At 66.7% G+C, this 25,305-nt stretch carries 24 protein-coding genes and 1 pseudogene; 18 read left to right on the top strand and 7 right to left on the bottom strand.

Annotation, left to right across the window (positions count from 1 at the left end; all coding sequences use genetic code 11):
* The 5 genes and pseudogenes from AC1DY7_RS24865 to AC1DY7_RS24845 all read left to right on the top strand — a co-directional run.
* Positions 1-1,354, top strand: a pseudogene (locus AC1DY7_RS24865) (aldehyde dehydrogenase family protein); the annotation flags it as partial.
* Between the two features lie 188 nt (positions 1,355-1,542).
* Positions 1,543-2,964 (top strand): ethanolamine permease, encoded by a 1,422-nt coding sequence (gene eat / locus AC1DY7_RS24860; RefSeq protein ID WP_477496399.1) that lies wholly within the window; start codon positions 1,543-1,545, stop codon positions 2,962-2,964.
* A complete protein-coding gene (locus tag AC1DY7_RS24855; protein ID WP_477496398.1) occupies positions 2,961-4,376 on the top strand; it encodes an ethanolamine ammonia-lyase subunit EutB in 1,416 nt (471 codons plus the stop codon). The genes eat and AC1DY7_RS24855 overlap by 4 nt, the downstream gene beginning before the upstream one ends.
* Positions 4,373-5,146 carry an ethanolamine ammonia-lyase subunit EutC gene (eutC, locus tag AC1DY7_RS24850; RefSeq protein WP_477496397.1) on the top strand — a complete coding sequence of 258 codons (774 nt, stop codon included), beginning with the start codon at positions 4,373-4,375 and terminating at the stop codon, positions 5,144-5,146. The genes AC1DY7_RS24855 and eutC overlap by 4 nt, the downstream gene beginning before the upstream one ends.
* A gap of 30 nt (positions 5,147-5,176) precedes the next feature.
* Positions 5,177-5,575 carry a VOC family protein gene (locus AC1DY7_RS24845; protein ID WP_477496396.1) on the top strand — a complete coding sequence of 133 codons (399 nt, stop codon included), beginning with the start codon at positions 5,177-5,179 and terminating at the stop codon, positions 5,573-5,575.
* Here AC1DY7_RS24845 and AC1DY7_RS24840 read toward each other — a convergent pair whose 3' ends face one another.
* Positions 5,576-5,947, bottom strand: a complete 372-nt coding sequence (locus tag AC1DY7_RS24840; protein WP_477496395.1) for a nuclear transport factor 2 family protein — start codon at positions 5,945-5,947, stop codon at positions 5,576-5,578.
* An 80-nt stretch (positions 5,948-6,027) separates the two neighbouring features.
* On the opposite strand from AC1DY7_RS24840, the gene AC1DY7_RS24835 reads away from it, so the two are divergent.
* Positions 6,028-7,248 carry a cytochrome P450 gene (locus AC1DY7_RS24835; protein ID WP_477496394.1) on the top strand — a complete coding sequence of 407 codons (1,221 nt, stop codon included), beginning with the start codon at positions 6,028-6,030 and terminating at the stop codon, positions 7,246-7,248.
* A 5-nt stretch (positions 7,249-7,253) separates the two neighbouring features.
* On the opposite strand, the gene AC1DY7_RS24830 is transcribed toward AC1DY7_RS24835, so the two are convergent.
* The 4 genes from AC1DY7_RS24830 to AC1DY7_RS24815 all read right to left on the bottom strand — a co-directional run bounded on the left by AC1DY7_RS24830 (position 7,254) and on the right by AC1DY7_RS24815 (position 9,742).
* Positions 7,254-7,775 (bottom strand): DUF4232 domain-containing protein, encoded by a 522-nt coding sequence (locus tag AC1DY7_RS24830; protein ID WP_477496393.1) that lies wholly within the window; start codon positions 7,773-7,775, stop codon positions 7,254-7,256.
* A 70-nt stretch (positions 7,776-7,845) separates the two neighbouring features.
* Complete coding sequence (locus AC1DY7_RS24825; RefSeq protein ID WP_477496392.1) at positions 7,846-8,151, bottom strand: hypothetical protein; 306 nt, start codon at positions 8,149-8,151, stop codon at positions 7,846-7,848.
* 197 nt (positions 8,152-8,348) lie between these two features.
* A complete protein-coding gene (locus tag AC1DY7_RS24820; protein ID WP_477496391.1) occupies positions 8,349-8,762 on the bottom strand; it encodes a hypothetical protein in 414 nt (137 codons plus the stop codon).
* A 272-nt stretch (positions 8,763-9,034) separates the two neighbouring features.
* Positions 9,035-9,742, bottom strand: coding sequence for a guanylate cyclase (locus AC1DY7_RS24815; RefSeq protein ID WP_477496390.1), 708 nt, complete (start codon positions 9,740-9,742; stop codon positions 9,035-9,037).
* A gap of 26 nt (positions 9,743-9,768) precedes the next feature.
* Between AC1DY7_RS24815 and AC1DY7_RS24810 the strand changes: the two genes are divergently transcribed.
* Positions 9,769-9,924, top strand: a complete 156-nt coding sequence (locus AC1DY7_RS24810) for a hypothetical protein (protein WP_477496389.1) — start codon at positions 9,769-9,771, stop codon at positions 9,922-9,924.
* Between the two features lie 30 nt (positions 9,925-9,954).
* Here AC1DY7_RS24810 and AC1DY7_RS24805 read toward each other — a convergent pair whose 3' ends face one another.
* Positions 9,955-12,873, bottom strand: a complete 2,919-nt coding sequence (locus AC1DY7_RS24805; RefSeq protein ID WP_477496388.1) for an aminotransferase — start codon at positions 12,871-12,873, stop codon at positions 9,955-9,957.
* Positions 12,874-12,878: 5 nt separating this feature from the next.
* Positions 12,879-13,742 carry an alpha/beta fold hydrolase gene (locus AC1DY7_RS24800; RefSeq protein WP_477496387.1) on the bottom strand — a complete coding sequence of 288 codons (864 nt, stop codon included), beginning with the start codon at positions 13,740-13,742 and terminating at the stop codon, positions 12,879-12,881.
* An 89-nt stretch (positions 13,743-13,831) separates the two neighbouring features.
* Here AC1DY7_RS24800 and AC1DY7_RS24795 point away from each other — a divergent pair, with 89 nt between their 5' ends.
* From AC1DY7_RS24795 to AC1DY7_RS24745, 11 genes are all read left to right on the top strand, one after another.
* Complete coding sequence (locus AC1DY7_RS24795) at positions 13,832-14,431, top strand: TetR/AcrR family transcriptional regulator (protein WP_477496386.1); 600 nt, start codon at positions 13,832-13,834, stop codon at positions 14,429-14,431.
* A 204-nt stretch (positions 14,432-14,635) separates the two neighbouring features.
* A complete protein-coding gene (locus AC1DY7_RS24790) occupies positions 14,636-15,415 on the top strand; it encodes an MlaE family ABC transporter permease (protein ID WP_477496385.1) in 780 nt (259 codons plus the stop codon).
* Between the two features lie 8 nt (positions 15,416-15,423).
* Entirely contained in the window at positions 15,424-16,254 is an 831-nt protein-coding gene (locus tag AC1DY7_RS24785) for an ABC transporter permease (protein WP_477496407.1), read from the top strand.
* A 5-nt stretch (positions 16,255-16,259) separates the two neighbouring features.
* On the top strand, positions 16,260-17,726 hold the full coding sequence (locus AC1DY7_RS24780) for an MCE family protein (RefSeq protein ID WP_477496384.1): 1,467 nt from the start codon (positions 16,260-16,262) through the stop codon (positions 17,724-17,726).
* Between the two features lie 46 nt (positions 17,727-17,772).
* Positions 17,773-18,804 (top strand): MCE family protein, encoded by a 1,032-nt coding sequence (locus AC1DY7_RS24775; RefSeq protein WP_477496383.1) that lies wholly within the window; start codon positions 17,773-17,775, stop codon positions 18,802-18,804.
* Positions 18,801-20,150, top strand: coding sequence for an MCE family protein (locus AC1DY7_RS24770; RefSeq protein WP_477496382.1), 1,350 nt, complete (start codon positions 18,801-18,803; stop codon positions 20,148-20,150). Before AC1DY7_RS24775 ends, AC1DY7_RS24770 begins: the two co-directional genes overlap by 4 nt.
* Positions 20,147-21,475: an MCE family protein gene (locus tag AC1DY7_RS24765; RefSeq protein WP_477496381.1), complete on the top strand. Its 1,329-nt coding sequence runs from the start codon at positions 20,147-20,149 to the stop codon at positions 21,473-21,475. The genes AC1DY7_RS24770 and AC1DY7_RS24765 overlap by 4 nt, the downstream gene beginning before the upstream one ends.
* Positions 21,475-22,587 carry an MCE family protein gene (locus AC1DY7_RS24760; protein ID WP_477496380.1) on the top strand — a complete coding sequence of 371 codons (1,113 nt, stop codon included), beginning with the start codon at positions 21,475-21,477 and terminating at the stop codon, positions 22,585-22,587. The genes AC1DY7_RS24765 and AC1DY7_RS24760 overlap by 1 nt, the downstream gene beginning before the upstream one ends.
* A 2-nt stretch (positions 22,588-22,589) precedes the next feature.
* Complete coding sequence (locus tag AC1DY7_RS24755) at positions 22,590-24,056, top strand: MCE family protein (RefSeq protein ID WP_477496379.1); 1,467 nt, start codon at positions 22,590-22,592, stop codon at positions 24,054-24,056.
* A complete protein-coding gene (locus AC1DY7_RS24750; protein WP_477496378.1) occupies positions 24,020-24,667 on the top strand; it encodes an Mce protein in 648 nt (215 codons plus the stop codon). Before AC1DY7_RS24755 ends, AC1DY7_RS24750 begins: the two co-directional genes overlap by 37 nt.
* Positions 24,664-25,305 (top strand): hypothetical protein, encoded by a 642-nt coding sequence (locus tag AC1DY7_RS24745; RefSeq protein ID WP_477496377.1) that lies wholly within the window; start codon positions 24,664-24,666, stop codon positions 25,303-25,305. Before AC1DY7_RS24750 ends, AC1DY7_RS24745 begins: the two co-directional genes overlap by 4 nt.

Genomic DNA, 25,305 nt, shown 5'->3' with positions numbered 1-25,305 from the left:
GAGATTCCGCGTTCGGATGAGGTGGATGTGGAGGCGGCGTTGGATGCCGCGCATGCTGCGGCGCCGGGGTGGGGGAAGACTTCGCCGGCGGAGCGGGCGGTGATCTTGAATCGGATTGCGGATCGGATTGAGGAGAATCTGGAGTCGATCGCGCTGGCGGAGTCSTGGGATAACGGGAAGCCGATCCGCGAGACGTTGAATGCTGATATTCCGTTGGCGGTGGATCATTTCCGGTATTTCGCGGGGTGTATCCGGGCGCAGGAGGGGTCGTTGTCYCAGATCGATGAGGACACGGTGGCGTATCACTTTCATGAGCCGTTGGGGGTGGTGGGGCAGATCATTCCGTGGAATTTCCCCATTTTGATGGCGGTGTGGAAGTTGGCGCCGGCGTTGGCGGCGGGCAATGCGATCGTCTTGAAGCCTGCGGAGCAGACCCCGGCCTCGATYCTGTATTTGTTCGAGGTGATCGGTGACTTGCTGCCCGCAGGCGTGGTGAACATTGTGAATGGGTTCGGGGTGGAGGCGGGTAAGCCGTTGGCGTCGTCGAATCGGATCGCGAAGATCGCGTTCACCGGGGAGACSACGACGGGCCGGTTGATCATGCAGTACGCSAGCCAGAATCTGATCCCGGTCACGTTGGAGTTGGGTGGGAAGAGCCCGAACTTGTTCTTCAATGATGTGTTGGCCGAAAACGATGCGTATCAGGACAAGGCGTTGGAGGGGTTCACGATGTTCGCCCTCAATCAGGGTGAGGTGTGTACGTGTCCGTCGCGGTCGTTGATTCAGGCTGACATCTTCGATGAGTTTTTGGCGTTGGCGGCGATCCGGACGAAGGCGGTGCGCCARGGCGATCCGTTGGATACCGAGACGATGATCGGGGCGCAGGCTTCCAATGATCAGTTGGAGAAGATCTTGTCCTATATCGAGATCGGTAAGGGTGAGGGTGCSCAGGTGGTGACCGGTGGGGAGCGYGCGGAGTTGGGKGGKGATCTCAATGGTGGGTTTTATGTGGCGCCGACGATTTTCACCGGGCATAACAAGATGCGGATTTTTCAGGAGGAGATTTTCGGGCCGGTGGTGGCGGTGACGTCGTTCACCGATTATGAGGATGCGATCGCTCAGGCCAATGACACCCTGTATGGGTTGGGGGCGGGGGTGTGGAGCCGTAGTGGGAATACCGCGTACCGGGCCGGGCGGGATATCTTGTTATCACCAGTATCCCGCGCATGCGGCGTTCGGTGGGTACAAGCAGTCCGGTATCGGTCGGGAAAACCACCATATGATGCTCGATCACTACCAGCAGACCAAAAACCTCCTCGTCTCCTACAGCGAAAACGCCGCAGGCTTCTTCTAGCGAGATGTGCACGGGTCACACCCCGAGTCCCCGGCTCGGGGTGTGATCTGCGGGATTGCTGGACAAGAACCGGGGCATACGTCACACTATTTTAAAGGTTGGAAAAACAACCTTATGGGCTGCGAAGTCGCCCACCGGCCCGGCAGTCGCCCGCGGCCTCACGAAACGCACAATCGAGGGAGTGGAAAGTGACGGCAAGTCACGGCGCGGTGGACGAACACCGGGAAAGCGCCAGTTATCTGCAGAAGCGGCAGCTCAAATCGGGCAGTGCCGGCTGGATTCTGCTGGCCGGTCTGGGCGTCAGCTATGTCATCTCCGGCGACTACTCGGGCTGGAATTTCGGTCTGGCCCAAGGCGGTTTCGGTGGACTGGCCATCGCCGCCGTGGTGATCGCCGCGATGTACCTGGCCCTGGTGCTCGGCATGGCCGAACTGTCCTCGGCGCTGCCGGCCGCAGGCGGCGGATACACCTTCGCCCGCCGCGCGCTCGGACCGTGGGGCGGATTCGCCACCGGCACAGCCATTCTCATCGAATATGCGATCGCACCCGCGGCCATCGCGACCTTCATCGGCGCCTACGTCGAATCGCTGGGCCTGTTCGGCATCACCGACGGCTGGTGGGTCTACCTGACGGCCTACGTGCTCTTCATCGGCATCCATCTCTCCGGCGTCGGTGAGGCGCTGAAGGTCATGTTCGTGATCACCGCCATCGCGCTGGTCGGCCTGGTCGTCTTCGCCATCTTCGCGGCCGGCCAGTTCGACGCCGCGAACCTCACCAACATCGCCCCCACCGACGCGGTCGGCGCATCGGCCCTGCTGCCGCACGGCTACATGGGTATCTGGGCCGCAATTCCCTTCGCGATCTGGTTCTTCCTCGCTGTGGAAGGCGTGCCGTTGGCCGCCGAGGAGACCGCCAACCCAGAGCGCAACGTCCCCCGTGGCATCATCGCCGCCATCTCGGTGCTGCTCGTCAGCTGCGCCGTGGTGCTCGTCCTCACCACCGGCGCGGGCGGGGCCGAGGAGATGTCGTCCTCGGGGAACCCGCTCGTCGAGGCGCTCGGCGACGGGGTGGCCGCCAAGGTGGTCAACTACATCGGCCTGGCCGGCCTGATCGCCAGCTTCTTCTCCATCATCTACGCCTACTCGAGGCAGTTGTTCGCCCTGTCCCGGGCCGGCTACCTGCCAACCCGCTTGTCGGTCACCAACTCTCGCAAGGCACCCACACTGGCGCTGATCGTCCCGGGTGTCATCGGCTTCGTCCTCTCGCTGACCGGACAGGGTGCGCTGCTGCTCAACATGGCGGTCTTCGGCGCCGCGCTGAGCTACGTCCTCATGATGGTCAGTCACATCGTGCTACGCCGGCGTGAACCGGAGATGCACCGGCCGTACCGCACCCCCGGCGGCGCCATCACAACCGGCTTCGCGCTCGTCATCGCCGTCCTCGCGGTCATCGCGACCTTCCTGGTGGACAGCGTCGCCGCCTTGTCTTGCCTCGGCGTCTTCGCCGCGTTCATGGGATACTTCGCGGTGTACAGCCGGCATCGGCTGGTGGCGAACTCGCCCGACGAAGAGTTCGCGATGCTGGCCGAAGCGGAGAGTGAACTCAAATGATCTACCGGCAGCAGCTTTCCGGGACCGGCTATTCCTTCGACGGCCTCGTCGAGGTGATGGCCAAGGCCACCCCGCTGCGTTCGGGTGACCAGCTTGCCGGCTGCGCGGCCGATTCGGATGCCGAGAGAGCTGCTGCCGCATGGGTTTTGGCTGACCTTCCGCTGGAGACGTTCCTCAACGAGGAAGTCGTGTCCTACGACGACGACGAAGTGACGCGCCTGATCATCGACACCCACGACCGGGAAGCCTTCGCGGACATCTCGGACCTGACTGTGGGCGGATTCCGGGACTGGCTGCTGGACAACGCCTCTCGTGACGACGGTGCGCAGCGGATCGCGTCGGTCGGTCCGGGCATCACTCCCGAGATGGTGGCCGCCGTCAGCAAGATCATGCGCAACCAGGATCTGATCGCGGTCGCGGCAGCCACCCAGGTCACCGCCGCGTTCCGGACCACCGTCGGCACACCGGGAACTCTGGCCACCCGGCTGCAGCCCAACCACCCGACCGACGACCCGCGCGGAATCGCCGCAGCGGTGCTCGACGGGCTGCTGCTGGGTTGCGGTGACGCCGTCATCGGCATCAACCCCGCAACCGATTCACCGCACGCCACAGCCGATCTGCTGCACCTGCTGGACTCGATCCGCGCCCGCTATGACATTCCCGCGCAGTCGTGCGTGCTGTCGCACATCACCACCACCATCGGGTTGATCGAAGAGGGCGTGCCCGTCGACCTGGTGTTCCAGTCGATCGCCGGCACCGAAGGCGCCAATACCGCGTTCGGCGTCGACATCAACCTGCTGCGCGAAGGCAACGAGGCGGCCCGATCGCTGCATCGCGGCACCGTCGGCGAGAACGTGATGTACCTGGAAACCGGGCAGGGTTCGGCGCTGAGCTCACACACCCACCTCGGCGTGGGCGGCAAACCCGTCGACCAGCAGACGCTGGAGGTACGCGCCTACGCCGTCGCGCGCGACCTGCAGCCGCTGCTGGTCAACACGGTGGTCGGGTTCATCGGCCCGGAATACCTGTATGACGGCAGGCAGATCATCCGCGCCGGTCTGGAAGATCACTTCTGCGGCAAGCTGCTCGGCCTGCCGATGGGCGTCGACGTCTGCTACACCAACCACGCCGAAGCCGACCAGAACGACATGGACAACCTGCTCACGCTGCTGGCCGCGGCCGGGTGCGCGTTCGTCATCACCGTTCCGGGTGCCGACGACGTGATGCTCGGCTATCAGAGCCTGTCGTTCCACGATGTGCTGTCCACCCGCCGCACGCTCGGATTGCGGCCCGCGCCCGAATTCGAGGACTGGCTGCGTCGGATCGGCATGATCGACACGGCCGGCCGGTTGACGCCGTTCGACGTCACGCAGTCGCCGCTGCGTTCGTTGACCTCGGCGGGCACGTCATGAGCTCCGAGGAACTCGCACGCCAGAAGTTCTGGGATGAACTGCGCACCACCACCCAGGCCAGGATCGGCCTCGGCCGCGCAGGCAATGGCCTGCCGACGCGAGAAGTGCTGGCATTGAACGCTGCTCACGCCGCGGCCCGCGACGCCGTGCACCTGCCCTTGGACGTGGCGGCGCTGGCCGCTGCCGTCGCCGAGGTCGGCATCGGCACCCCCGCCACTGTCACCAGCCGGGCCACCTCGCGGGGTGAGTATCTGCGCAGGCCCGACCTGGGCCGGAGCCCCGCTGATCTCTCGACGGTGCCTGCCGCGCCCGCGGATATCGGATTCGTGCTGGCCGACGGACTGTCGCCGACGGCCCTGATGCACCACGGTGCCGCACTGCTGCGGGCGCTGGTAGCCCAACTGGGACAGACGTATTCGCTGGCGCCGCCGGTCATCGCGACGCAGGCGCGGGTTGCGCTCGGCGACCACATCGCCGCGCGCGGTGGCTATGGGACGCTGCTGGTCATCGTCGGCGAGCGGCCCGGGCTCAGTGTCGCGGACAGCCTCGGCATCTACTTGACGCACCGCCCGCGCCCGGGGTGCACCGACGCGGATCGCAACTGCATCTCCAACATCCATCCGCCGGACGGGCTGGGCTACCAGGAGGCGGCGCGCGTCGCGGCCGGCCTGGTCGCCGGGGCGCGTGCGCTCGGGCGGTCCGGGGTGGCGCTCAAGGACACGTCACGGGGAGTGGCCGTGGGTTCCGGTTCGAGCGGGGAGCTGAACTAGCTTGTCGGTGCCCCGACCTAGCATCGCGGCATGAGATTCGTATCGATACGCATCATCACCGCAGATGTCGCCGGGCTGGCGGCCTTCTACGAGCAGGTCACCGGGATCGACGCGGTATGGGGTAACGAACTGTTCGCCGAGATCCCGACGCCGGCCGGGACGCTGGCCATTGGTAGTGACAAGACCGTGCCGCTCTTCGGTGCCGGGTCGGCCGAGCCTGCCGCCAATCGAAGCGCGATCGTCGAGTTCCTCGTCGACGACGTGGACGCCGAATACGAACGGCTGCGCCCGCTCGTCGGTGCCGTCGTCACGGAGCCCACCACCATGCCGTGGGGCAACCGGGCGCTGCTGTTCCGGGATCCGGACGGGAACCTGGTCAACCTGTTCACCCCGGTGACGGATGCGGCGCGTGCCAAATTCGGGGTCTGATCAGTCCACGAACTGGGCCCGGGACGGCCCGGGCTCGAAGGGGTCGCCGAAGTACTGGGTTTCTCGGATGACGGAGCCGGCGTCGAACTCCATGATGCTCACGACGTAAGACGGCTCGCCGTCATAGGTGAGCACCAGCTCGCTGATCCACAGATCACCGCTGCCGAGAATCCGGCGCAGTGTGAACCGTTTGGCGTTGGGCTGTGCGGTGCGCGACGCCTGAATGTTGGCGCGGCCCCGGATCCGCTCACCGGACTGCGGATACTCCAGCACCGCGTCGTCGCGGTAGATCCCGTGTTCGGTGTCGAAGTCGTTGTCGTCGGAAGCCGCCCAATGTGTCTCGAGCGCGTGCCGGATTTCGCGATCGTCCATGCCTCACGGTAACGCCGACCGGGCATTGCGCCATACCAAAAAGTATGGCACCGTCGGTCTGGCATCGACGCGGAGGTTTCATGCGGACCGTCAACGACCCTCGACTGAATCCGGCCAATCTGAGTCCGTTCTGGGACAACGACATCGCCACCCGGCTGGCCGACTTCGACGTGATCCGCGAACGCAGCGGCGGTATCGAATTCGTGCAACCCGACGTGGGGCGCGGGTTCTGGTCGGTGACCTCCTACGCCGGTGTGCGTGCGGTGACGCGCGACCCCGAGAGTTTCACCAGCACCCAGGGGTTCTCGATGGACGACATGCCACCGGAACTGTTGGAGATGCTCGGCTCGATCATCGTCATGGATGATCCCAAGCACCAGCAGTACCGGCGCCTGGTGCAGGTCGCCTTCTCGCCGCGCGCCATCCGGCAGATGACCGACTACGTCGGGCAACTCTCCGATGCCCTGGTCGACCAGATCCGGGAGGCGCGCGAATTCGATTTCGTCGACACGGTCGGTGCGCACCTGCCATTCCAGGTGATCGCCGATCTGCTCGACATTCCGAAGGCCGACCGCCCACGTCTGCGTGAGCTCATCGACCTCATCCTCGGCGTCAACGACAGCACGGTCAGCGACGCCGACACCAGCATCGGCGCCGTGGTCGAGTTCTTCGACTACACCATCAAGCTGGGCAGACAGCGGCGGCAGCATCCCGGCGACGACATCACCTCCCAGCTGATGCTCGCCGAGGTCGATGGAAAACGCCTCACCGCACAGGAATTCGGGTCGTTCATCCTGCTGCTCGCCGCGGCGGGCAATGACACCACCCGCACCGGCCTGGCCTGGGCCATGCACCTGCTCAGTGCGCACCCCGAGCAGAAGCACGAGCTGGCCGGCCGCTTCGAGGAACTGCAGGACAACGCGATCGAGGAAGTCCTGCGCTGGAGCTCACCGGTGCTGCACATGCGCCGGACCGCCACCGCCGACACCCTTCTGGGACCGCACGACATCCTCGCCGGCGACAAGGTCGTCGTCTGGTACGTCGCGGCCAACCATGACCCGACCGTGTTCCACCGGCCGGCGGATTTCGACATCACCCGGCCGAATGCCCGCGACCACTACGCATTCGGGGCAGGCGGTCCGCACTTCTGTCTGGGCGCGACCCTGGCCCGCATGGAGATGCGGGTGGTGCTCGGCACGCTGTTGGCGGCGTTCCCTGATCTGCACGCCACCGCACCTCCCGAGCTGCTGCGGTCACCGTTCGTGCACGGCATCAAGAGCCTGCCCTGCACCATCGGCTGACGCCGTCACCCCACCGGGCTGACGCTCGCGCCGCAGATCGGCAGATCGACCGGCAGCGGGTGCGCGACATAGCCGTCGGGCGGGGTGACCACCAGCCGGCCCCAGCGGGCGCAGGAGTTGCCGGTCTCCGTGTCGATCGCATAGGTCAGCACATCGGCGGTGCCCGCTTCGCCGGGTTGCACGGTCAGTCGTGGCGCCGCGTCGGCCGGTCGCCTTGGGACGTCGATCAGCACGCCGCCGGCAGGCGTCACCAGAGCGACGCCCGGGTAGCCGACCATCGTGCACGCGTGCGCCGAGGAGTTCCGGATCGACACCAGGACCCGTCGCTGCGTGTTCGCGGACGCCATCGGCCCATTGGTGACCTCGAGGTCGTCATCCGAGCATGCGGCCGGCTCGACGGCAGGTGTCGGCGGGGCGGCTGTCACCGTGACCGTGACGGTCGGCATCGCTGGAGTCACATGCGGGGCGGCGCAGCCCGCGAGCAGGGCGATCGTCACCATGGGCAGCGACCGGGCGACGATCTCCATGCAGAGTCCTCTCATGGCGATCGGCCCGACGCCGGAGTCATCCGGTGACGGGCCGAAGCCTGGTGATGGGTCAGCGGCCGGCGGACGGAACGGCGACCGAGGGAGCCTCCACGGGGTTGACGCCGCCGGTCGGGTTGAAGGAGGGGGCCTGCCGGAACTCGGGGACCCGGATTTTCACCGAGCCGTCGCCGGGCTTGAGGACCTGGCAGGCGTTGCAGGTCACCAGCGGGCCCACGTCGGAGTAGTCGACGCCGACGCCGGGGCCCTGCGGCTGGGCGAGGGCGGTGCCGGTGCTCAGGCCGAGCCCGGCGGCTGCGACGCCGCCGGACAGCAGTGCGCCGATGACGATCTTCTTGAGGTTGTGAGTGGCGTTCATGGTGTGCTCCTTTGTTGTCGGTCGCGGTCCGGGTGGGCCGCTGTTTTTGTGGTGACATCAAAGTAGGACCGGGAACTTGACGAATTCTTGGAGCCGAAGACGAGCCAAAGATGCTGAATACGAACACTATTCGCACGCACAAAACACCGCGGCGAAGAGTATTGATACTCTTCGCCGCGGTGTTACGGCGCCGGGAACTACAGTCCGCCGCACCTCGACGGCGCCAGGAACGGTGACCACGGCGGGCAGTCGGCGGGCAGCGGCTGTGGGGGCGCCGGTGGCGGAGCGGGCGGTGCGGGAGGCACCGGCGCCGCCTGATGTGGTGTCCCGCGCCACGGGTAGATGGTGTTGGTGGCGATGTCCACCGTGCCTTCGGAGTTCCAATACCAGTCGTGGCAGATGTTCCAGTCCCAGCTGATGACGCCGAACTCGGCGCCGGGGATCAGCGGGTCGCCCGGGCACCAGTGCGTGCAGGTCAGCCCGCCCGGACAGTTGCCGCCCTGATAGCTGGGTCCGTCGGCGTAGGCGGGACCGGCGGACAGGGCCATACCTGCCAGACCCAGCCCGCCGGTCACGGCCACCGTGGCCGCCATCCGTGCGATTCGGAACATGTCGGGTCCTTCCGTCAGGCGCCGGCGTCCGGACGCGTTGTCGCATCCAGTACGCGCCCTGCGGATCGCTACCGATCCCAAGAATGCGCTCTGCACCCTTTATCGCCGGGCCTGCGGACAGCGTTAACCCGCCGATGGGTCGCACCGGCGGGGTTGCCGCGATCACTGGGCTAAAAGCACTGCAGTGCAAGCAAACTCGGAGACCGAGCCGTCGACCTCGGGGGTAGTATCGACGGCTCGGTCTGCCTCATATAACGCACGGGTGGCCGTGGTTATGCCGGGGGTGACCCGACCTCGACGGCGATCTCGTCACCCAGTGCGGATCCGGCGGTCAGGGACAGGGTGTCGCCGCTCCAGAACTTGCCCGGGTCGAAGTAATTCTCCCGCTTCTCGGTGTGTAGCAGGCCCATCTCCTCGTACGTGATGGCCACCGTCTCGGCGCAGTAGGCGGTCTCCAGGCCGACGGTCCGCCGGTGTGACTTGCTCCGCTCGGCCGACTCGCGGACCCGCTTGTGTACGAACGGCAAGCCCCGGGTGAAATCGCTGACGATGGGCAGCCGACCGCGCAGCCACCGACCGGTCAGCCGGGCCGTCGTGGGAAACGCCGTGCCGTTCATCCGTGCGATCACCTGCAGCATCTGGTCCTCCTGCGCACGGGTCGCGTAGGGGGACAGCTGGCGCAACCAGCAGCGCTGCCCGTAGCCGTGCACCCACTGCTCGACGACCTCGCGCGCGTCGTTGAGCTGTACGCCGCGGTGATTCGTGCCGGTCCAGAGGTCCAGCAGCTTCTGCCCGAGTTCGGCGTGCCAGATCAGCGGCGGCAGATCATCGATCGCCACCGTCATCCCGACGTGATTGACCGGTGCGTTGGTGAGTGTCTGGATGGCCCGGTCGGGGCCGGAGTCGCCGCGGAACAGCCAGATATCGCCCGTGCGGGTTTCCTGCAGCGCCTGGGTCAGCGACACCGTGTGTGCATTCACTCGGGCAGCTTATGCACAATCGCTTCATGCGAAGCATCTGGAAGTGGGTCGGGTTGGCCGGTGTCGCCGGGGTGGTGGCCGGTGGTGCGCTGGTGGCGCGGGATCAACGCAAGCGCAAGGCGTACACCCCCGACGACATCCGGGCCCGGCTGCACCAGCGGCTGGCGGAGGCAGAAAAGTAGCGCCCGACGCCCGCGAGCGTGCGCACAATGTCAGTCTTTGCGGCGCGTCTCTGTACAGACGCGCACGCTCGCGGGGAAGAGTTCGGTGAGGGCGCGGTCCAGGGTGTCGACGTAGAAGTCGGCCCCGGCCATGTCGATGCACAGCGGCGGTTTGGTCTTCAGGATGTTCTGATGATCACCGGTCGGCTGGATGACCACTCCGAGCTCGAGCATCCGCTCGCAGATCGCCATGGTCTCGGTGGGCGCCGGTTCCAGCGTCTCGGGATCGCGGATCATCTCCACGCCCAGATACAGGCCCATCCCGTGCACCGTGCCGATCAGCGGGTGCTTGTCCCGTAGTGCCAGCAGCCGGTTCTTCAGATGGGTGCCCACCCGCAACGCATTGTCCTGCAGGCCCTCGTCGCGCAGCACGTCGAGCACGGTGATCCCGATGGTGCTCGACAGCGGGCTGCCGCCGGTCGAGGAGAAGAAGTACCCCTGGGAGCGGAACGCGTCGGCGACGGCGCGACTGGTGATCACCACACCCAACGGGTAACCGTTGCCGGTGGCCTTGGCCACCGACACGATGTCGGGCACCACCTGCTGTTCGTGGAAACCCCAGAACCACGTCCCCAGCCGGCCGTAGCCGACCTGGACCTCGTCGGCGATGGCCAGCCCGCCCGCGGCCCGCACCGCCGCGTACACCTGCGCAAGGTAGCCCGGCGGCAGCGCCATCCCACCGGCGTTGCCGTACACCGGTTCGCAGATGAAGCCGGCAGGCGGACGGCCGTCCGCGGACATCTGCTCGATCTGGGCGACGGCATCGATGGCGTACCTGGCCGCTTCGGCACCACGGTACTTACCGCGAAAACTGTTGGGGGACTCCACGGTGTGCACCCAATCCGGCCGGGTGGAGAGCGCGTTCGGATTGTCGGCGGTGGACGTCGACACCGCGTCGGTGGCGTAGGTCCAGCCGTGATACGCCTCGCGCACGGCCACCACATCCCTGCGACCCGTGGCGGCCGTGGCCAGCCGGATCGCCAGATCGCTTGCCTCCGAACCTGAATTGACCATGAACACGGTGTCGAGCGGGTCGGGCAGCGTGGCGGTGATCCGCTCACTGAACTCGACCACCGCCTCGTAGTTGAACCGCGAGTTGGTGTTGAGCCGGCCGAGCTGGCGGGCCGCCGCCTCGGCCACCCGAGGATGCGCATGTCCCAGCACGGTCACGTTGTTGACCATGTCCAGATACACCCGGCCGGCCGTCGACATCAGGTAATGACGTTGTCCGCGTTCGATATGCGGCGGACGGCGGTAGTAGCGCTCCTGCACCTGCGCGAAGCTGTCGTCGCGGCGCGCCAGCAGGTCTCGTTCCGGTTCGGGTGCGGGCAGGGGATCCAGGCCCAGGAGCGGACGCGGGTCGCGGGCCGCCGCCAACCAGCCGGGCGCCAACTCGGCGCGCACGAATTGCGGTGCCGCCGGCGTGCCCGCGGGACGGACCGACAGCGCCGCCCACCGCTGCCCGCCCAGCACGCCGAGGTGCTCCCCGGCATGCACATGGCCCGGTGCGGCCCCGGCTTCCAGGCCGGTCATCGTCAGCTCGAAGTCGATTCCGCGCAACGTGATCCGGTCATCGGCGCGGTCGGTGACCTCGGCGTCCCACGGTGCGAGCACCCGGGTGGCGGCCGCGGGCCACAGGCTGACCCCGGTCTCGACCACGTCCGGGCTGTCGTGGCTGAGCAGCGGAGCGCGCTGGAGTTGCGGCTGCCCGAACCGGGTGATGACCAGTGCCGCACCTTCGCGCACGGCAACCTCGGCGAGTACGTCAGAGCTTTCGCGGGTGTCCGAAAGGTCGAGAGCCACCACCGAATCCGGGTCCAGGTCGGCGATCAGCCGGTTTTCCACCGCCACCTCGGTCGGCTCGGTCGCCAGTCCCAGCTCCGCAAGGATCAACGCCGTCATCACCTCCAGCGGAAGCGAGGTGGCCTGCTCGAACATCCGCCACTCGGCATCGGACTGTTCGGTGACGTAGGCGTTGCCCGGGTCGAGTGCCGCTTGTTGCGCGCCACTGACCAGCAGTACCGCGGTGCGCAGCACCAGCAGGGGCCACAGTGCCCGTGCCTCGGCGACCGACAGCGGCCTGATCGCGTGAAAAGCCTTGACCCCGGGCAGTATCGAGGTGGGGTCGGTGCCCGGATGGCCGAGCACCGAGGACAGCGTGATGGCCAGCTCGGATACCGCCCAGGTGTCGGACAGGTCGCCGAAATCGATGACACCGTCGGGTGTGCCCGCCGGGCCGGCCACCACGTTCGCGTCGGTGAGGTCCAGATGCACGGCTTGGCGGGGCAGGTCGGCGGCCAGTGTCTCGATCTGCGCCCAGGCCTGGGCCGCGGTCACCGAGACGCGGTCCGCATGCACCGGTAGATGGGAGATCAGTTCAGCCATCACGGCATCGCCGAAACGCAGATCCCACTGCAGGGCACGGTCGGTGCCAGGATGGCTGAAGTCGGCCAGCGCAAGGCTCACCTGCGCCGCGAGTTCACCCATCGCGGCCACCACCGGTGGCGTGAGGTAGCCCGCTTCGGTCAGGGCGCCCCCGGTCAGGTACGGCAGCAGCCGGACGTATGCCGGTGATTCGCCGAGTTCGGTTGTGGTGGCGTACTTCTCGCCGGTGATCGTGGGCATCGGGGTGGCGACCCGCAGTTCGGGGTAGGCGCCCGCGATGCGGTCGGCGGCGGCGTCCTGAGCTTCCAGCTCGACGGCCGAGAACGCCGGATTGGCGATCTTGAGCACCGCGACGGGTTCGCCGCCGTCATGCACCAGAAAGTTGCAATCCTGTTGGCTGCCCAGCAAGGTCGCCTCGCCGGTGACACCGTAGTGGGTGCGCAGCAACTGCTCGGCCTGCGCAACGGACACCTGCGGGCCTGGCAGTGCGGGTTGCTCCAGGAAGTTGAAACCTTTGGGGGACACGGGAATTATCGGGTGACGAAGTCGACGACCACGTTGGTGAAGGCGTCGTTGTCATCCCCGGCGGCGGTGTGCCCGGCGTCGGACAACTCGACGAACTCGGCTGCGGGCACCTTCTCCAGGAAATCCCTGACGCCCTCTTCGGATACGACGTCGGAGAGCCGCCCGCGAATCAACAGGATCGGCACCGTGAGGTTCATGGCGGCCTGTTCCATCTTGTCCACCCGGGTGAACGGATCATCGCCGGGTTTGGTCAGGAAGGCCGGATCCCAATGCCAGTACCACCGGCCGTCGCGTAGCCGCAGGTTCTTCTTCAACCCTTCGGTGCTACGGGGTTTCGGGCGATGCGGCAGGTATTCGGCCACCGCGTCGGCCGCCTGCTCCAGCGAATCGAAGCCGTGCACGTGGTTGAACATGAAGTCTCGGATGCGGGCGCTGCCGTCCTTCTCGAACCGCGGCACCACATCTACGAGCACCAGCTTGGTCACCAGTTCCGGTCCCGCCTCGTGCGCGGCGAGGATGCCGGTCAGTCCACCCATGCTGGCGCCGATCAGCACCACCGGCCGGCCGATCTGATACAGCACCTGCAAGGTGTCGGCGCACAGGGTTTCGACGGCGTAGTTGGCCGTGGGGGAGCGGTCGCTGTCGCCGTGCCCGCGGCTGTCCAGCGCGAGGACATGCATGCCGCGGTCAGCCAGGATCTGCCCGGTGTTCTTCCACGAGTGACGGTTCTGGCCGCCGCCGTGCAGCAGCAGCACGGTGGGCAGCTCGGTCTCGATGCCGCGGTTCCATTCGTCGCCGACCAAGGCCAGATCATCGACGCCACGCAAGGTGACCGTCTGTGGTGCGTTGTCTGCTGTGCTCACGGGCATCCTCTCGCCGACCTCCGGTCACGTTACCCAGCGGCCCGATTCCACCATTCGGCGGTCCAGCCGTGCGGCCGTCCCTAGAATCTCGCGTTGTGCCGCCTGATCGTCCCGATGCCGACGAACGTGGCCGCATCATCGACGCCACCTACGTCTGCCTCCTCGAGCCGCACGAGGGGCCCGTCCCGGTCGCGGCGATCCTGGCCAGGGCCGCGGTTTCCAGCCGCGCTTTCTATCGGCATTTCGAGTCCAAGGACGACCTGTTCCTGGCGATGCTGCAGAACCTGACGGCGACGCTGTCCGGGTGGCTCGACGAGATTGCCGGCGGGCCCGGCACCCCGGCGGAGCAGGTGCGGCGGTGGATCGAGCAGATGTTTGCGCTGGCGACCGAACCGTTGGTGTCCAGCTACCTCGCGGTGATGGAGTCCGACGAGATGCGGGCGGCCAGAGGTTATCCGCACGCCCGCGAGCTCGCGCGCGCCAACCGGGAGCGGTCGCTGATCGAAATTCTGCGGCGAGGTGTCGAGGATGGGTCATTTCCGCTGGCCGACCCTGAGAGTGACGCGGTCGCGATCAGCGCGCTGGTGAGCCGCGAGCTCAGTGTCCCGTCGATCGCCGACCCGGTCCTCACCGAGGTCGCCAAGCGCCGGGTGGTGAGCTTCTCGATGCGCGCTCTGGGGGCTGGCAAATATTGAGCGGTAAGGCCCCGTATTTTATTTCCTGACCGCCGATTGCGGTGCGCACCCGTAGATGTTGCTGACGGGAAAATCGTTATGTACGTTCTTGCCCGTCCATGGTGGTGCCTGTGGTCAGATTCGTGTGACAGCGGCACCGTCGGGGCATGTGGAAGGGAATAAGCAGGTAATGCGGCAGACGTACAGGTCAGGGCGGCTGCGTTAATGGCCCCGTCCGATGCGGTGCCCGCGGTCATTGCCAAACCCGTCCGCGCGTTCGGCGGCTTCTTCTCGATGACGCTGGACGTCTTCGTCCTGATGTGGCGACCGCCGTTCGCCTGGCGTGAATTCATCCTGCAGTCCTGGTTCGTCGCCCGGGTGGCGATCCTGCCGACCTTGATGCTCACCATCCCGTACACGGTGCTGCTCACCTTCACGTTCAACATCCTGCTCACCGAGTTCGGTGCGGCCGACTTCTCCGGAACGGGTGCCGCGCTGGGCACCGTGAGCCAGATCGGGCCCATCGTCACGGTGTTGGTGATCGCCGGCGCCGGTGCCACCGCGATGTGCGCCGACCTCGGCGCGCGGACCATCCGTGACGAACTCGACGCGTTGCGCGTCATGGGTATCAATCCCATTCAGGCCCTGGTGATTCCGCGCGTGATGGCCGCGACGATGGTCTCGCTGGCGCTGTCGGCGACCGTGGTGCTGGTGGGCCTGACCGGCGCGTACCTCTTCTGCGTCTACGTCCAGCACGTGTCGCCCGGTGCATTCGTGGCCGGTCTGACGCTGGTCACCGGCCCCGCCGACGTCGTCATCGCGCTCGCCAAGGCCGCGCTGTTCGGTCTCGCGGCCGGCCTGATCGCCTGCTACAAGGGCATTTCCGTGGGCGGTGGGCCCGCCGGTGTCGGTAACGCCGTGAACGAGACGGTGGTGTTCACGTTCATGACGCTGTTCGCCATCAACGTCGTCGCGACGGCCGTCGGCGTGAAGGCCACGATGTGAGTGGGGCACTGGGCCACCGGGTCCGCCGATCTTTCGGTGGTCTCGTCGACGGCTGGAACCAGGTGGGTGTGCAGACCAAGTTCTTCGGTCGCACCCTGCGCTCGATTCCCGACGTGTTCCTCAACTACCCCAAGGAACTGATCCGGCTCATCGCCCAGATGGGCCTCGGCACCGGCGCTTTGGCGATCATCGGCGGCACCGTGGCCATCGTCGGCTTCCTGACCGTCAGCACCGGCGCGCTGGTCGCCGTGCAGGGCTACAACCAGTTCGCCGAGATCGGCGTCGAAGCGCTCACCGGGTTCGCGTCGGCCTTCTTCAACGTGCGGCTCATCGCGCCGGCGACCACGGCCATCGCACTGTCGGCGACCATCGGCGCCGGCGCCACCGCGCAGTTGGGCGCCATGCGCATCAACGAGGAGATCGACGCTCTCGAGGTCATCGGCATCCGCAGCGTCGCCTACCTCGCGTCGACCCGCGTCATCGCCGGTGTCATCGTGGTGATCCCGCTGTACTGCGTCGGTGTACTGATGTCGTTCTGGGCGGCCAAGCTGGGCACCACCGCCATCTACGGCCAGTCCATCGGCATCTACGACCACTACTTCGACACGTTCCTCAATCCCATCGACCTGATCTGGTCGTTCGTGCAGTCGATCGCCATGGCCATCGTGATCATGCTGGTGCACACCTATTACGGCTTCACCGCCAGCGGCGGCCCCGCCGGCGTCGGTGAGGCCGTCGGCCGGGCGGTGCGCACGTCGCTGGTGATCTCCGCGTTCGTCGTGGTGATGATCTCGCTCGCCGTGTACGGGCAATCGGGCAACTTCAACTTGGCCGGTTGACGCATATGGACCATTACTCTCGCGAAAAAGGCCTGGCGCCCGGTTGGTGGACGCTGTTCCTGGTGCTGTTCCTGGTCGGCTCGGTGTGGCTGTCGTACTCGCTGTTCACCGGCGACCTGAAGTCCAACGTCCCGGTCACGCTGACCTCGGACCGTTCCGGACTGGTCATGGAGACCAACGCCAAGGTGAAGATGCGTGGCGTGCAGGTGGGCAAGGTCAGCGCCATCTCCGGCGGCAATTCCGAGAGCGCGGCGCCGGTATCGCTGCGCCTGGAGATCGACCCCGACCAGGTCCGCTTCATCCCGGCCAACGTGGAGGCCAGGATTCGGGCCACCACCATCTTCGGGGCCAAGTTCGTCGACCTGGTGTACCCGGACGACCCGAGTTCGCAGCGCCTTCAGAAGAACCAGGTGCTCACGTCGCTGAACGTCACCACCGAGGTCAACACCGTCTTCCAGAACCTGGTCGGCGTACTGGACAAGATCGACACCGCCAAGCTGAACGCGGTGCTCTCGGCGCTCGCCGAAGGCGTACGGGGACAGGGTGAGCGCATCGGTCAGGCCACCACCGACGCCAACCAGGTGCTGCTCGCGATCAACCCGCGCAGCGAGACCATCCGCGCGGACTGGAAGTCGCTGCAAGGTTTCAGTGACGCCTACAGCGGTGCGGCGCAGGACATCCTGTCCACCCTCGATGCCGCATCCACCACGGCGGTCACCGTCGCCAGCCACGCCCAACAGCTGGACGCACTGCTGCTGGCCACCACCGGGTTCTCCAACAAGGGCATCGAGCTGCTGGCCCCCAACCAGGCCAACCTGATCAAGGCCGTCAACACCCTGCAGCCGACCACCGACCTGCTGTCCAAGTACGACCCCGAGTACACCTGCATGCTCGTCGGCGCGAAATACCTTCTGGAGCACGGCGGTTACGAGGCCACCGGCGGCAACGGCAAGTCGTTCATCCTCGACGCCGGTATCCGCCCCGGCAACGATCCCTACAAGTTCCCGCAGAACCTGCCGGTCGTCGGCGCCAAGGGCGGGCCCGGCGGCAAGCCGGGTTGCGGCTCGCTGCCGATCGTCGACCAGAACTGGCCGGTGCGCCAGCTCATCACCAACACCGGCTTCGGCACCGGCCTGGACTGGCGCCCCAACCCGGGTATCGCGTTCCCGATGTACGGCAACTACCTGCCGACGACCCGCGCGGTGCCCGAACCCCCGAGCATCCGCAACACCTTCGGTGGCCCGGCGCCCGGGCCGATCCCCGGTCCCGGAGCCCCGGCCTACGGTGCGCCGCTGTACGCACCGGACGGCACGCCGCTGTGGCCGGGCCTGCCGCCCGCACCGCCTCCCGGCGCTCCGCGTGACCCTGGCGCAACCCCGGGTTCGGAACCGTTCGTGGTCGTCGCACCCGGCGTGCAGCCGACACCGCTGCCACCGGTACCTCTTCCCGAGGAGGCCGCCCCCGCACCGTAGAACCGCAAGAATCCGTAGCGAAGCAAGCACCGAGAAGGAACGAGCCATGAAAGACAATCTGGTAGGCGCGATCTGGCGCCTCGCCATATTCCTGGCCGTCTGCTTGCTGGGTGTGTTCGGATTGTTCGCGATCTTCGCGCAGTTGCGGTTCGGCGAGGCCACCAATGGCTACAAGGCGTTGTTCGCCAATGCCTCCGGGATGGAGGAAGGCGATTTCGTGCGGATCGCCGGTGTCGAGGTCGGCAAGGTCGGTGCCATGCGGATCCTGGACGACGGCACGGTGCTGGCCGAATTCACCGCCGACGACTCGGTGGTGCTGACGGCGGGCAGTCGCGCGGTGATTCGCTACGACGACCTGATCGGTGGGCGCTACCTCGCCTTGCAGGAGGGCACCGGCGATACCAAGAAGCTCAAGCCCGGTGACACCATTCCGCTGGCCCGCACCTCACCCGCGCTGGACCTCGACGCGTTGATCGGCGGGTTCCGGCCGCTGTTCCGTGCGCTGGACCCCAACCAGGTCAATGCCCTGTCCGGCCAGCTGATCAGCGCGCTGCAAGGGCAGGGCGCCACCATCGGGTCGTTCCTGACCCAGACCGCCGCGCTGACCAACACCCTGGCCGACCGCGATCAGCTGATCGGTGAGGTGATCGTGAACCTCAACACCGTGATGGGCTCCCTCGGCGACCAGAACAAGCAGTTCGCCAAGGGCATCGACGGTTTGGCGCAGCTGCTGGACGCGCTGTCGGCACGACGCAGCGATATCGCCAACGGGGTCGCCTATGCGAGTGCGGCCGCGGGCAGCATCGCCGATCTGCTGTCGCAGGCGCGGCCGCCGCTGGTCAAGACCGTGCACGAAACCGACCGTGCCGCAGGCATCGTCGTCGCCGATCACGACTACTTCGACAACCTCGTCAACACCCTGCCGGACTCCTACCAGATCCTGGCCCGCCAAGGCATCTACGGTGACTTCTTCAGCTTCTACCTCTGCGACATCATCTTGAAGCTCAACGGCAAGGGCGGTCAGCCGGTGTACGTGAAGGCGGCCGGGCAAGACAGCGGGCGGTGCACGCCCCGATGAAATCCTTCTCCGAACGTAACCAATTCGTCGTCGGCGCCATCGGCCTCGCGGTGTTCGCCGCGATCGTGCTGGGCGCACTCAACTACGACAAGCTGCCCTTCCTGGATCGCGGCAAGAACTACTCGGCGTACTTCGCCGAGGCCGGTGGCCTGCGAAACGGTGCCGCCGTTCAGGTTTCGGGCATGCGGGTCGGGCATGTGACGGCCGTGGAACTGGACGGCCGCCAGGTGCTGGTGAAGTTCAAGATCGACGACGGGGTGCGGGTCGGCGACCGCAGTGAGGCCGCGGTCAAGACCAAGAGCCTGCTGGGTACCAAGATCCTGGAGGTCTCCCCGCGTGGTGACGGCACGCTGAACGCCACCATCCCGCTCGAACGCACCACGCCCGCATACCAATTGCCGGATGCACTGGGTGATCTGGCGGCGACCGTCAGCGGCCTGAACACCGACCAGCTCTCGGATTCGCTGCGGGTGCTGTCGGAGACCTTCGCCGACACCCCACCGGAACTCAAGGTCGCCGTCGACGGGGTGGCCCGGTTCTCCGAGACCCTCAACCAGCGGGACGCGCAGTTGCGCGGACTGCTGACCAACGCCAACACGGCCACCACTGTGCTGGCCGAACGCAGCGACCAGATTGTCGGCCTCGTGCGCAACACCAACGCGCTGCTGGCCGAACTGCAAGGGCAAAGCGCTGCGCTGGACAGCCTTTCGGGCAACATCTCGGCGTTGAGCCAGCAGGTGCAGGGCCTGATCGCGGAGAACAAGACCACGCTGCGGCCGGCGCTGGACAAGCTCAACGGCGTGTTGACCATCCTGGACAACCGCAAGGACCGGCTGCGCCAGGCACTTCCGCTGCTGAACTCCTATGCGATGTCGCTCGGCGAGTCGGTCAGCTCGGGGCCGTTCTTCAAGACCTACATCGTCAACCTGCTGCCCGGGCAGTTCGTACAGCCCTTCGTCGATGCGGCGTTCTCCGACCTGGGTCTGGACCCGCACGTGCTGCTGCCTTCGCAGCGCACCGACCCGCAGCTCGGCCAGGCCGGTACTCCGGCCATGCCCGTGCCGTTCCCGCGGACCGGCCAGGGTGGCGAGCCCCGGATGAACCTGCCCGACGCCATCACCGGCAATCCGGGCGACCCGGGCTGTGGTCCGCCCGGAATCCCGCTGCCCGGACCGACCGGCTGCTACCCGTACCGCGAGCCCATCCCGCCCGGTCCTCCTGGTGGACCGCCGCCCGGCCCGCCGGCGATCGCCCCGCCTGGGATCGCTTCTACCCCAACGCCGTTCCCCAGCCCGGTGCTGGTCCCGGCGCCCGGTGAACCCACGCCTGCGGGAGCCGGCCAGTGAACGCGGCAGTGAACCCACGCAACGCCCGGATCGGGCTGGCGATCGCCCTGGTGATCCTGCTCGCCGCCGGCCTGTACCTGGTGACGCGCGCCAACGATTCCCTCAACCGCCGCAACGCCGTCGCGTACTTCGAGAACAGCAATGGCATCTTCGTCGGTGACGACGTGGTCGTCCTCGGTGTGCCGGTGGGCCGGATCGACAAGATCGAACCGGAGCCGCAGCGCGTCAAGATCTCCTTCCACTACGACGATCACGTCAAGGTGCCCGCCGAGGTGAACGCCGCCATCCTGTCGCCGATGCTGGTCACCTCGCGGGCCATCCAGCTGACCCCCGCCTACAACGGCGGAGCGGTGCTCGCCGACGGCGCGGTGATCCCGCGGGAGCGCACCGTGGTGCCGGTCGAGTACGACGAATTCCGGCAGCAGTTGCAGCGCCTGACCGAGACGCTGCAGCCGACCGAGCCCGGCGGTGTCAGCACCCTCGGCTCCTTCATCAACACCACCGCCGACAACCTGCGCGGCCAGGGTGCGAGCATCCGCGATGCGCTGACCAAACTGTCCCAAGCCGTTTCGGCGCTCGGTGATCACAGCACCGACATCTTCAGCACGGTGAAGAACCTGTCCATCCTCGTCTCGGCGCTGCAGGACAGCACGACGGTGATGCGCCAGCTCAACCAGAACCTGGCTTCGGTGACGGGTCTGCTCTCCGACAGTCCCAACGAGGTCGGCAACGCCGTCAAGGATCTGTCCGACACCGTCGGGCAGGTGCAGACGTTCGTGGCGGACAACCGCGAGGCGCTGGGCACCACCTCGGACAAGCTCGCCGGGGTGACGCAGACCCTGAACGACAGCCTGGCCGACGTCAAGCAGTTCCTGCACGTGGCACCCTCGGCGTTCCAGAACTACGTGAACATCTACCAGCCGGTCACCGGTGCGGTATCCGCCGTCCCGGCGCTCAGCAACTTCGCCGACCCGATCTCGTTCCTGTGCGGCGGGATTCAGGCGGCGTCCCGGATGGGCGCCGAGGAGTCGGCCAAGTTGTGTGTGCAGTACCTGGCGCCGATCGTGAAGAACCGCCAGTACAACTTCCTACCGATCGGCTTGAACCAGTTGGTCGGAGCGCAGGCCCGTCCGAACGAGATCACCTACAGCGAGGAATGGATGCGGCCGGACTACATCCCGCCGCCGGGCCCGGCGCCTGCAGTCCTACCGTCGCCGACGGGAGCCGACCTGTCGGCGCCCCCGCTGCCTGCCGAAGCGGCTGTGGTGACCGATCCGAACGCCGGCCTGCCCGGGCTGATGGTGCACGGCGGTGGTGGATCATGATGAAACGCCTACTGATTGCCCTGGTCTGCCTCGCCCTGAGCGGATGTTCGTGGCAGGGGCTCAACTCGTTGCCGCTGCCCGGCGTGCAAGGTCAAGGCGCGGGCGCGTACACGATCAAGGCCGAGATGCCCGATGTCGACAACCTGGACCGTAATTCCCGGGTCCGGGTCGACGACGTCACCGTCGGCAACGTCGTCGACATCCAGCGTCAGGGCTGGCACGCGGTGATCACCATGAAGCTGAACTCCGACGTGGTGCTGCCTGCCAACGCGACCGCCAAGATCGGCCAGACCAGCCTGCTGGGTTCCCAGCACATCGAACTGTCGCCGCCCAAGGACACCGCGCCGCAGGGCCGGCTGCGCGACGGCTCGCTGATCCCGCTGGCCAACAGCGGTGGCTTCCCGACCACCGAGCAGACGCTGGCGGCAATCTCGTTGCTGCTCAACGGCGGTGGCCTGGGCAACGTGCAGGACATCACTGCGGCGTTCAGTCAGGCGTTCACGGGCCGCGAAGCCGACCTGCGCAGCCTCATCGAGCAACTGGACACCTTCATGGCGAACACCAACGCCCAGAAGGACGACATCATCGACGCCGCGGCCAGCCTCAACGATCTGGTGGGTCAGGTCGCCGCGCAGAAACCAGTGGTGGACAAGGCACTCAAGACGGTGCCGGACGCGCTGGCGGTGCTGTCGGATCAGCGTGAGCAGCTCGCCGAGGCGGTTACACAGCTGGGCAAGTTCAGCGCGCTCGCCGCCGACTCGGCGAACCAGACCAAGGATTCCCTTGTCGCCGAACTGAAGACGCTGGGCCCGACGCTGGAGCAGCTGGCCAATGCGGGTCCGGCGCTGACGAGGTCACTGAGCTTCTTCACCACCTATCCGTTCCCGAAGGAAACGTTGGCCAACTGGATGCGCGGCGACTACGCCAACCTCACCCTGGTGGTGGATCTGACGCTGAGCCGGCTCGACCAGGGTGTGTTCACCGGAACCCGGTGGGAGGGTGACCTCACCGAGCTGGAGATGCAGTGGGGCCGCACCATCGGTCAGCTGCCCAGCCCCTACACCGCGGTGAATCCGCTCGTGGTGCCGTACCGCTGGGATCAGGGGCCGTAGCCATGGTGTTGACGAAACGCATTCTGCTGCAGTTCGCGGTGTTCACGTTCATCTCTGCCATCGCGATCGGCATCATGGTGTTCGGCTATATGAACCTGCCGAATCTGCTGTGGGGCGCAGGGCACTACAAGGTGACGCTGCAGCTGCCCGAGACCGGGGGGCTGTACCCGCGCAGCAATGTCACCTACCGCGGCACCCAGGTGGGCCGGGTGGAAAGCGTCAACCTCGACGACCGCGGCGGCGTCAACGCGGTGCTGTCGCTGAAATCGGACATCAAGATCCCGTCGGATCTCGAAGCGCAGGTACACAGCCAGACCGCGATCGGTGAGTTGTTCGTCGAGCTGTTGCCGCGTGCCGACGGCGGCCCCTACCTGAGCAACGGCGACGTCATCGCAACCGACCGCACCACCGTGCCGCCGGACGTCAACTCACTGCTCGACGCCACCAACCGAGGCTTGGACGCCATCCCGCGGGACAACCTGCAGACCGCGGTCGACGAGGCCTACCAGGCCGTCGGCGGGCTCGGGCCCGACCTGTCCCGGCTGATCAAAGGCTCCAGCGCGCTGGCCATCGATGCGCGCGCCAACCTCGACCCGATCACCACGTTGATCGACCAGTCCAAGCCGGTGCTGGACACCCAGGCCGACACCTCGGGGTCCATCCGGGCATGGGCCTCACATCTGGCGTCCATCACCGGGCAGCTGCAAACGCAGGACCAGTCGGTGCGGGGCCTGCTGACCCAGGGCCCGGGCGCCGCCGAGGAAGTGCGGGCGCTGTTCGACCGGTTGCAGCCCACCCTTCCGGTGGTGCTGGCCAACCTGGTCAACATCAACCAGGTCGCCATCGCTTACCAGCCGGCGCTGGAGCAGCTGTTGGTGCTGCTGCCGCAGGGCACCGCGACCTCGCAGGCGGTCGGTACCGCGAATCGCAACACCAAGCAGGCCTTCAAGGGCGCCTATCTGGACCTCAACTTGAATCTGAACCTGCCGCCGCCCTGCACCACGGGATTCCTTCCGCCGCAACAGCAACGGGTGGCCGCCGACGTGGACTACCCGAACCGGCCCGCAGGCGATCTGTACTGCCGCATCCCGCAGGACGCGGCGGGCAACGTGCGTGGCGCCCGAAACCTGCCGTGTGAGACGGTGCCCGGAAAGCGGGCGCCGACGGTGAAGCTGTGTGAGAGCACCGAGAACTACATTCCGCTCAACGACGGCTACAACTGGAAGGGCGACCCGAACGCGACGTTGTCCGGGCAGGCCATCCCGCAATTGCCGCCGGGAACGCCGCCCGCACAGGTACCGCCTCCGGCCGCCCCGCCGCCCCCGCCGATAGCGGCCGCCGAATACGATCCCAGCACCGGCACGTACGTTGGACCCGACGGGCAGGTGTATACCCAGTCGAATCTGGCCCAGAGTGCTACCGAGGAGCAAACATGGCAGACGATGCTGCTACCCCCGAAGGGGCGGTAAGCGAGTCCGCGACGAAGGCAGAAGACGAGATCACGCCATCAGAGGCCGAGCCCATCGAGGATTCGGCCGAGGACATCGACGCTGCCGAAGCAGGTGAGGACAGCCCGCCGGCGATCGCGGCGGCGGAGCGTTCGCACGTCACGCTGGCGCTCATCGCCGGTCTGGTGCTGGTTCTCGCGCTCGGCGGTCTCACCGGCTGGCTGGGATTCCGCGCCTATCAGTCCAAGCAGCTCGACGATCAGCGCAAGGTCTTCCTGCAGGTCGGTCGCCAAGGTGCGCTGAACCTCACCACGATCGACTTCGAGCACGCCGACTCTGATGTCCAGCGCATTCTCGATTCCGCGACCGGGACCTTCTACGACGATTTCCAGAAGCGTGCCGGGCCGTTCGTCGAGGTGGTGAAGCAGGCGAAGTCCAAGTCGGTCGGCACCGTGACCGAAGCCGGCCTGGAAACAGAGTCCGACACCGAAGCCGAGGTGCTGGTCGCGGTGACGGTGAAGACCTCCAATGCGGGAGCCGCAGAGCAGCAACCACGGTTGTGGCGGATGCGGATCACCGTGGAGAAGATGGGTGACGACGTGAAGGTGTCCAACGTGGAGTTTGTGCCGTGACCGAACCGAAGCACGACGTCAAAGACACGGTTACCGAGGCCGAAGAGCTCAGTGAGTCGCCCGCTGTCGAGGAGACCGGTGCAGAAGGCGCCGCCACCGACGCACCTGTCGCCGCCGAGCCGGTCGAGCCGGTCGAGCCACAGCCGAAGCGGTCCCTGGACTGGAAGCGTGTCGTGGCCTTCGGCATCTTGCCGGGGCTGGCCCTGGTGCTGGCGCTGACCGCCGGTTTCTTCAAATGGCAGGACAATTCGGTGCGCGACGGCGACAAGGCCCGCGCCGAATCCGTCCAGGTGGCCAAGGACAGCACCATCGCCCTGTTGTCTTACAAGCCCGACACCGTCGAGCAGCAACTCGATGCCGCGCGTGATCTGCTGACCGGCGAGTTCCAGGAGTCCTACACCTCGTTGACCCACGAGGTCGTCATCCCGGGTGCGAAGCAGAAGCAGATCTCCGCGGTGGCAACGGTTCCGGCGGCGGCATCGGTGTCGGCTGATCCCAGTCACGCGGTGGTGCTGGTATTCGTCAACCAGACCGTGGTGGTCGGAGCCGACGCACCCACCGACACGGCCTCCAGCGTCCGGGTGGTGCTGGAGAAGCACGGCGACCGCTGGCTGATCTCGAAATTCGACCCGGTGTAG

The sequence above is a fragment of the Mycobacterium sp. P2_H7 genome, assembly GCF_056403275.1.
This window is presented reverse-complemented; position numbering and strand designations above follow the sequence as displayed.

Excerpts from the sequence above, each read along its gene's own strand:
- AC1DY7_RS24855 (WP_477496398.1), top strand. The coding sequence starts at position 2,961 with ATGATCTACCGGCAGCAGCTTTCCGGGACCGGCTATTCCTTCGACGGC.
- eutC (WP_477496397.1), top strand. The coding sequence starts at position 4,373 with ATGAGCTCCGAGGAACTCGCACGCCAGAAGTTCTGGGATGAACTGCGC.
- AC1DY7_RS24845 (WP_477496396.1), top strand. The coding sequence starts at position 5,177 with ATGAGATTCGTATCGATACGCATCATCACCGCAGATGTCGCCGGGCTG.
- AC1DY7_RS24840 (WP_477496395.1), bottom strand. The coding sequence starts at position 5,947 with ATGGACGATCGCGAAATCCGGCACGCGCTCGAGACACATTGGGCGGCT.
- AC1DY7_RS24835 (WP_477496394.1), top strand. The coding sequence starts at position 6,028 with ATGCGGACCGTCAACGACCCTCGACTGAATCCGGCCAATCTGAGTCCG.
- AC1DY7_RS24830 (WP_477496393.1), bottom strand. The coding sequence starts at position 7,775 with ATGGAGATCGTCGCCCGGTCGCTGCCCATGGTGACGATCGCCCTGCTC.
- AC1DY7_RS24825 (WP_477496392.1), bottom strand. The coding sequence starts at position 8,151 with ATGAACGCCACTCACAACCTCAAGAAGATCGTCATCGGCGCACTGCTG.
- AC1DY7_RS24820 (WP_477496391.1), bottom strand. The coding sequence starts at position 8,762 with ATGTTCCGAATCGCACGGATGGCGGCCACGGTGGCCGTGACCGGCGGG.
- AC1DY7_RS24810 (WP_477496389.1), top strand. The coding sequence starts at position 9,769 with ATGCGAAGCATCTGGAAGTGGGTCGGGTTGGCCGGTGTCGCCGGGGTG.
- AC1DY7_RS24800 (WP_477496387.1), bottom strand. The coding sequence starts at position 13,742 with ATGCCCGTGAGCACAGCAGACAACGCACCACAGACGGTCACCTTGCGT.
- AC1DY7_RS24790 (WP_477496385.1), top strand. The coding sequence starts at position 14,636 with ATGGCCCCGTCCGATGCGGTGCCCGCGGTCATTGCCAAACCCGTCCGC.
- AC1DY7_RS24780 (WP_477496384.1), top strand. The coding sequence starts at position 16,260 with ATGGACCATTACTCTCGCGAAAAAGGCCTGGCGCCCGGTTGGTGGACG.
- AC1DY7_RS24775 (WP_477496383.1), top strand. The coding sequence starts at position 17,773 with ATGAAAGACAATCTGGTAGGCGCGATCTGGCGCCTCGCCATATTCCTG.
- AC1DY7_RS24770 (WP_477496382.1), top strand. The coding sequence starts at position 18,801 with ATGAAATCCTTCTCCGAACGTAACCAATTCGTCGTCGGCGCCATCGGC.
- AC1DY7_RS24760 (WP_477496380.1), top strand. The coding sequence starts at position 21,475 with ATGAAACGCCTACTGATTGCCCTGGTCTGCCTCGCCCTGAGCGGATGT.
- AC1DY7_RS24755 (WP_477496379.1), top strand. The coding sequence starts at position 22,590 with ATGGTGTTGACGAAACGCATTCTGCTGCAGTTCGCGGTGTTCACGTTC.
- AC1DY7_RS24750 (WP_477496378.1), top strand. The coding sequence starts at position 24,020 with ATGGCAGACGATGCTGCTACCCCCGAAGGGGCGGTAAGCGAGTCCGCG.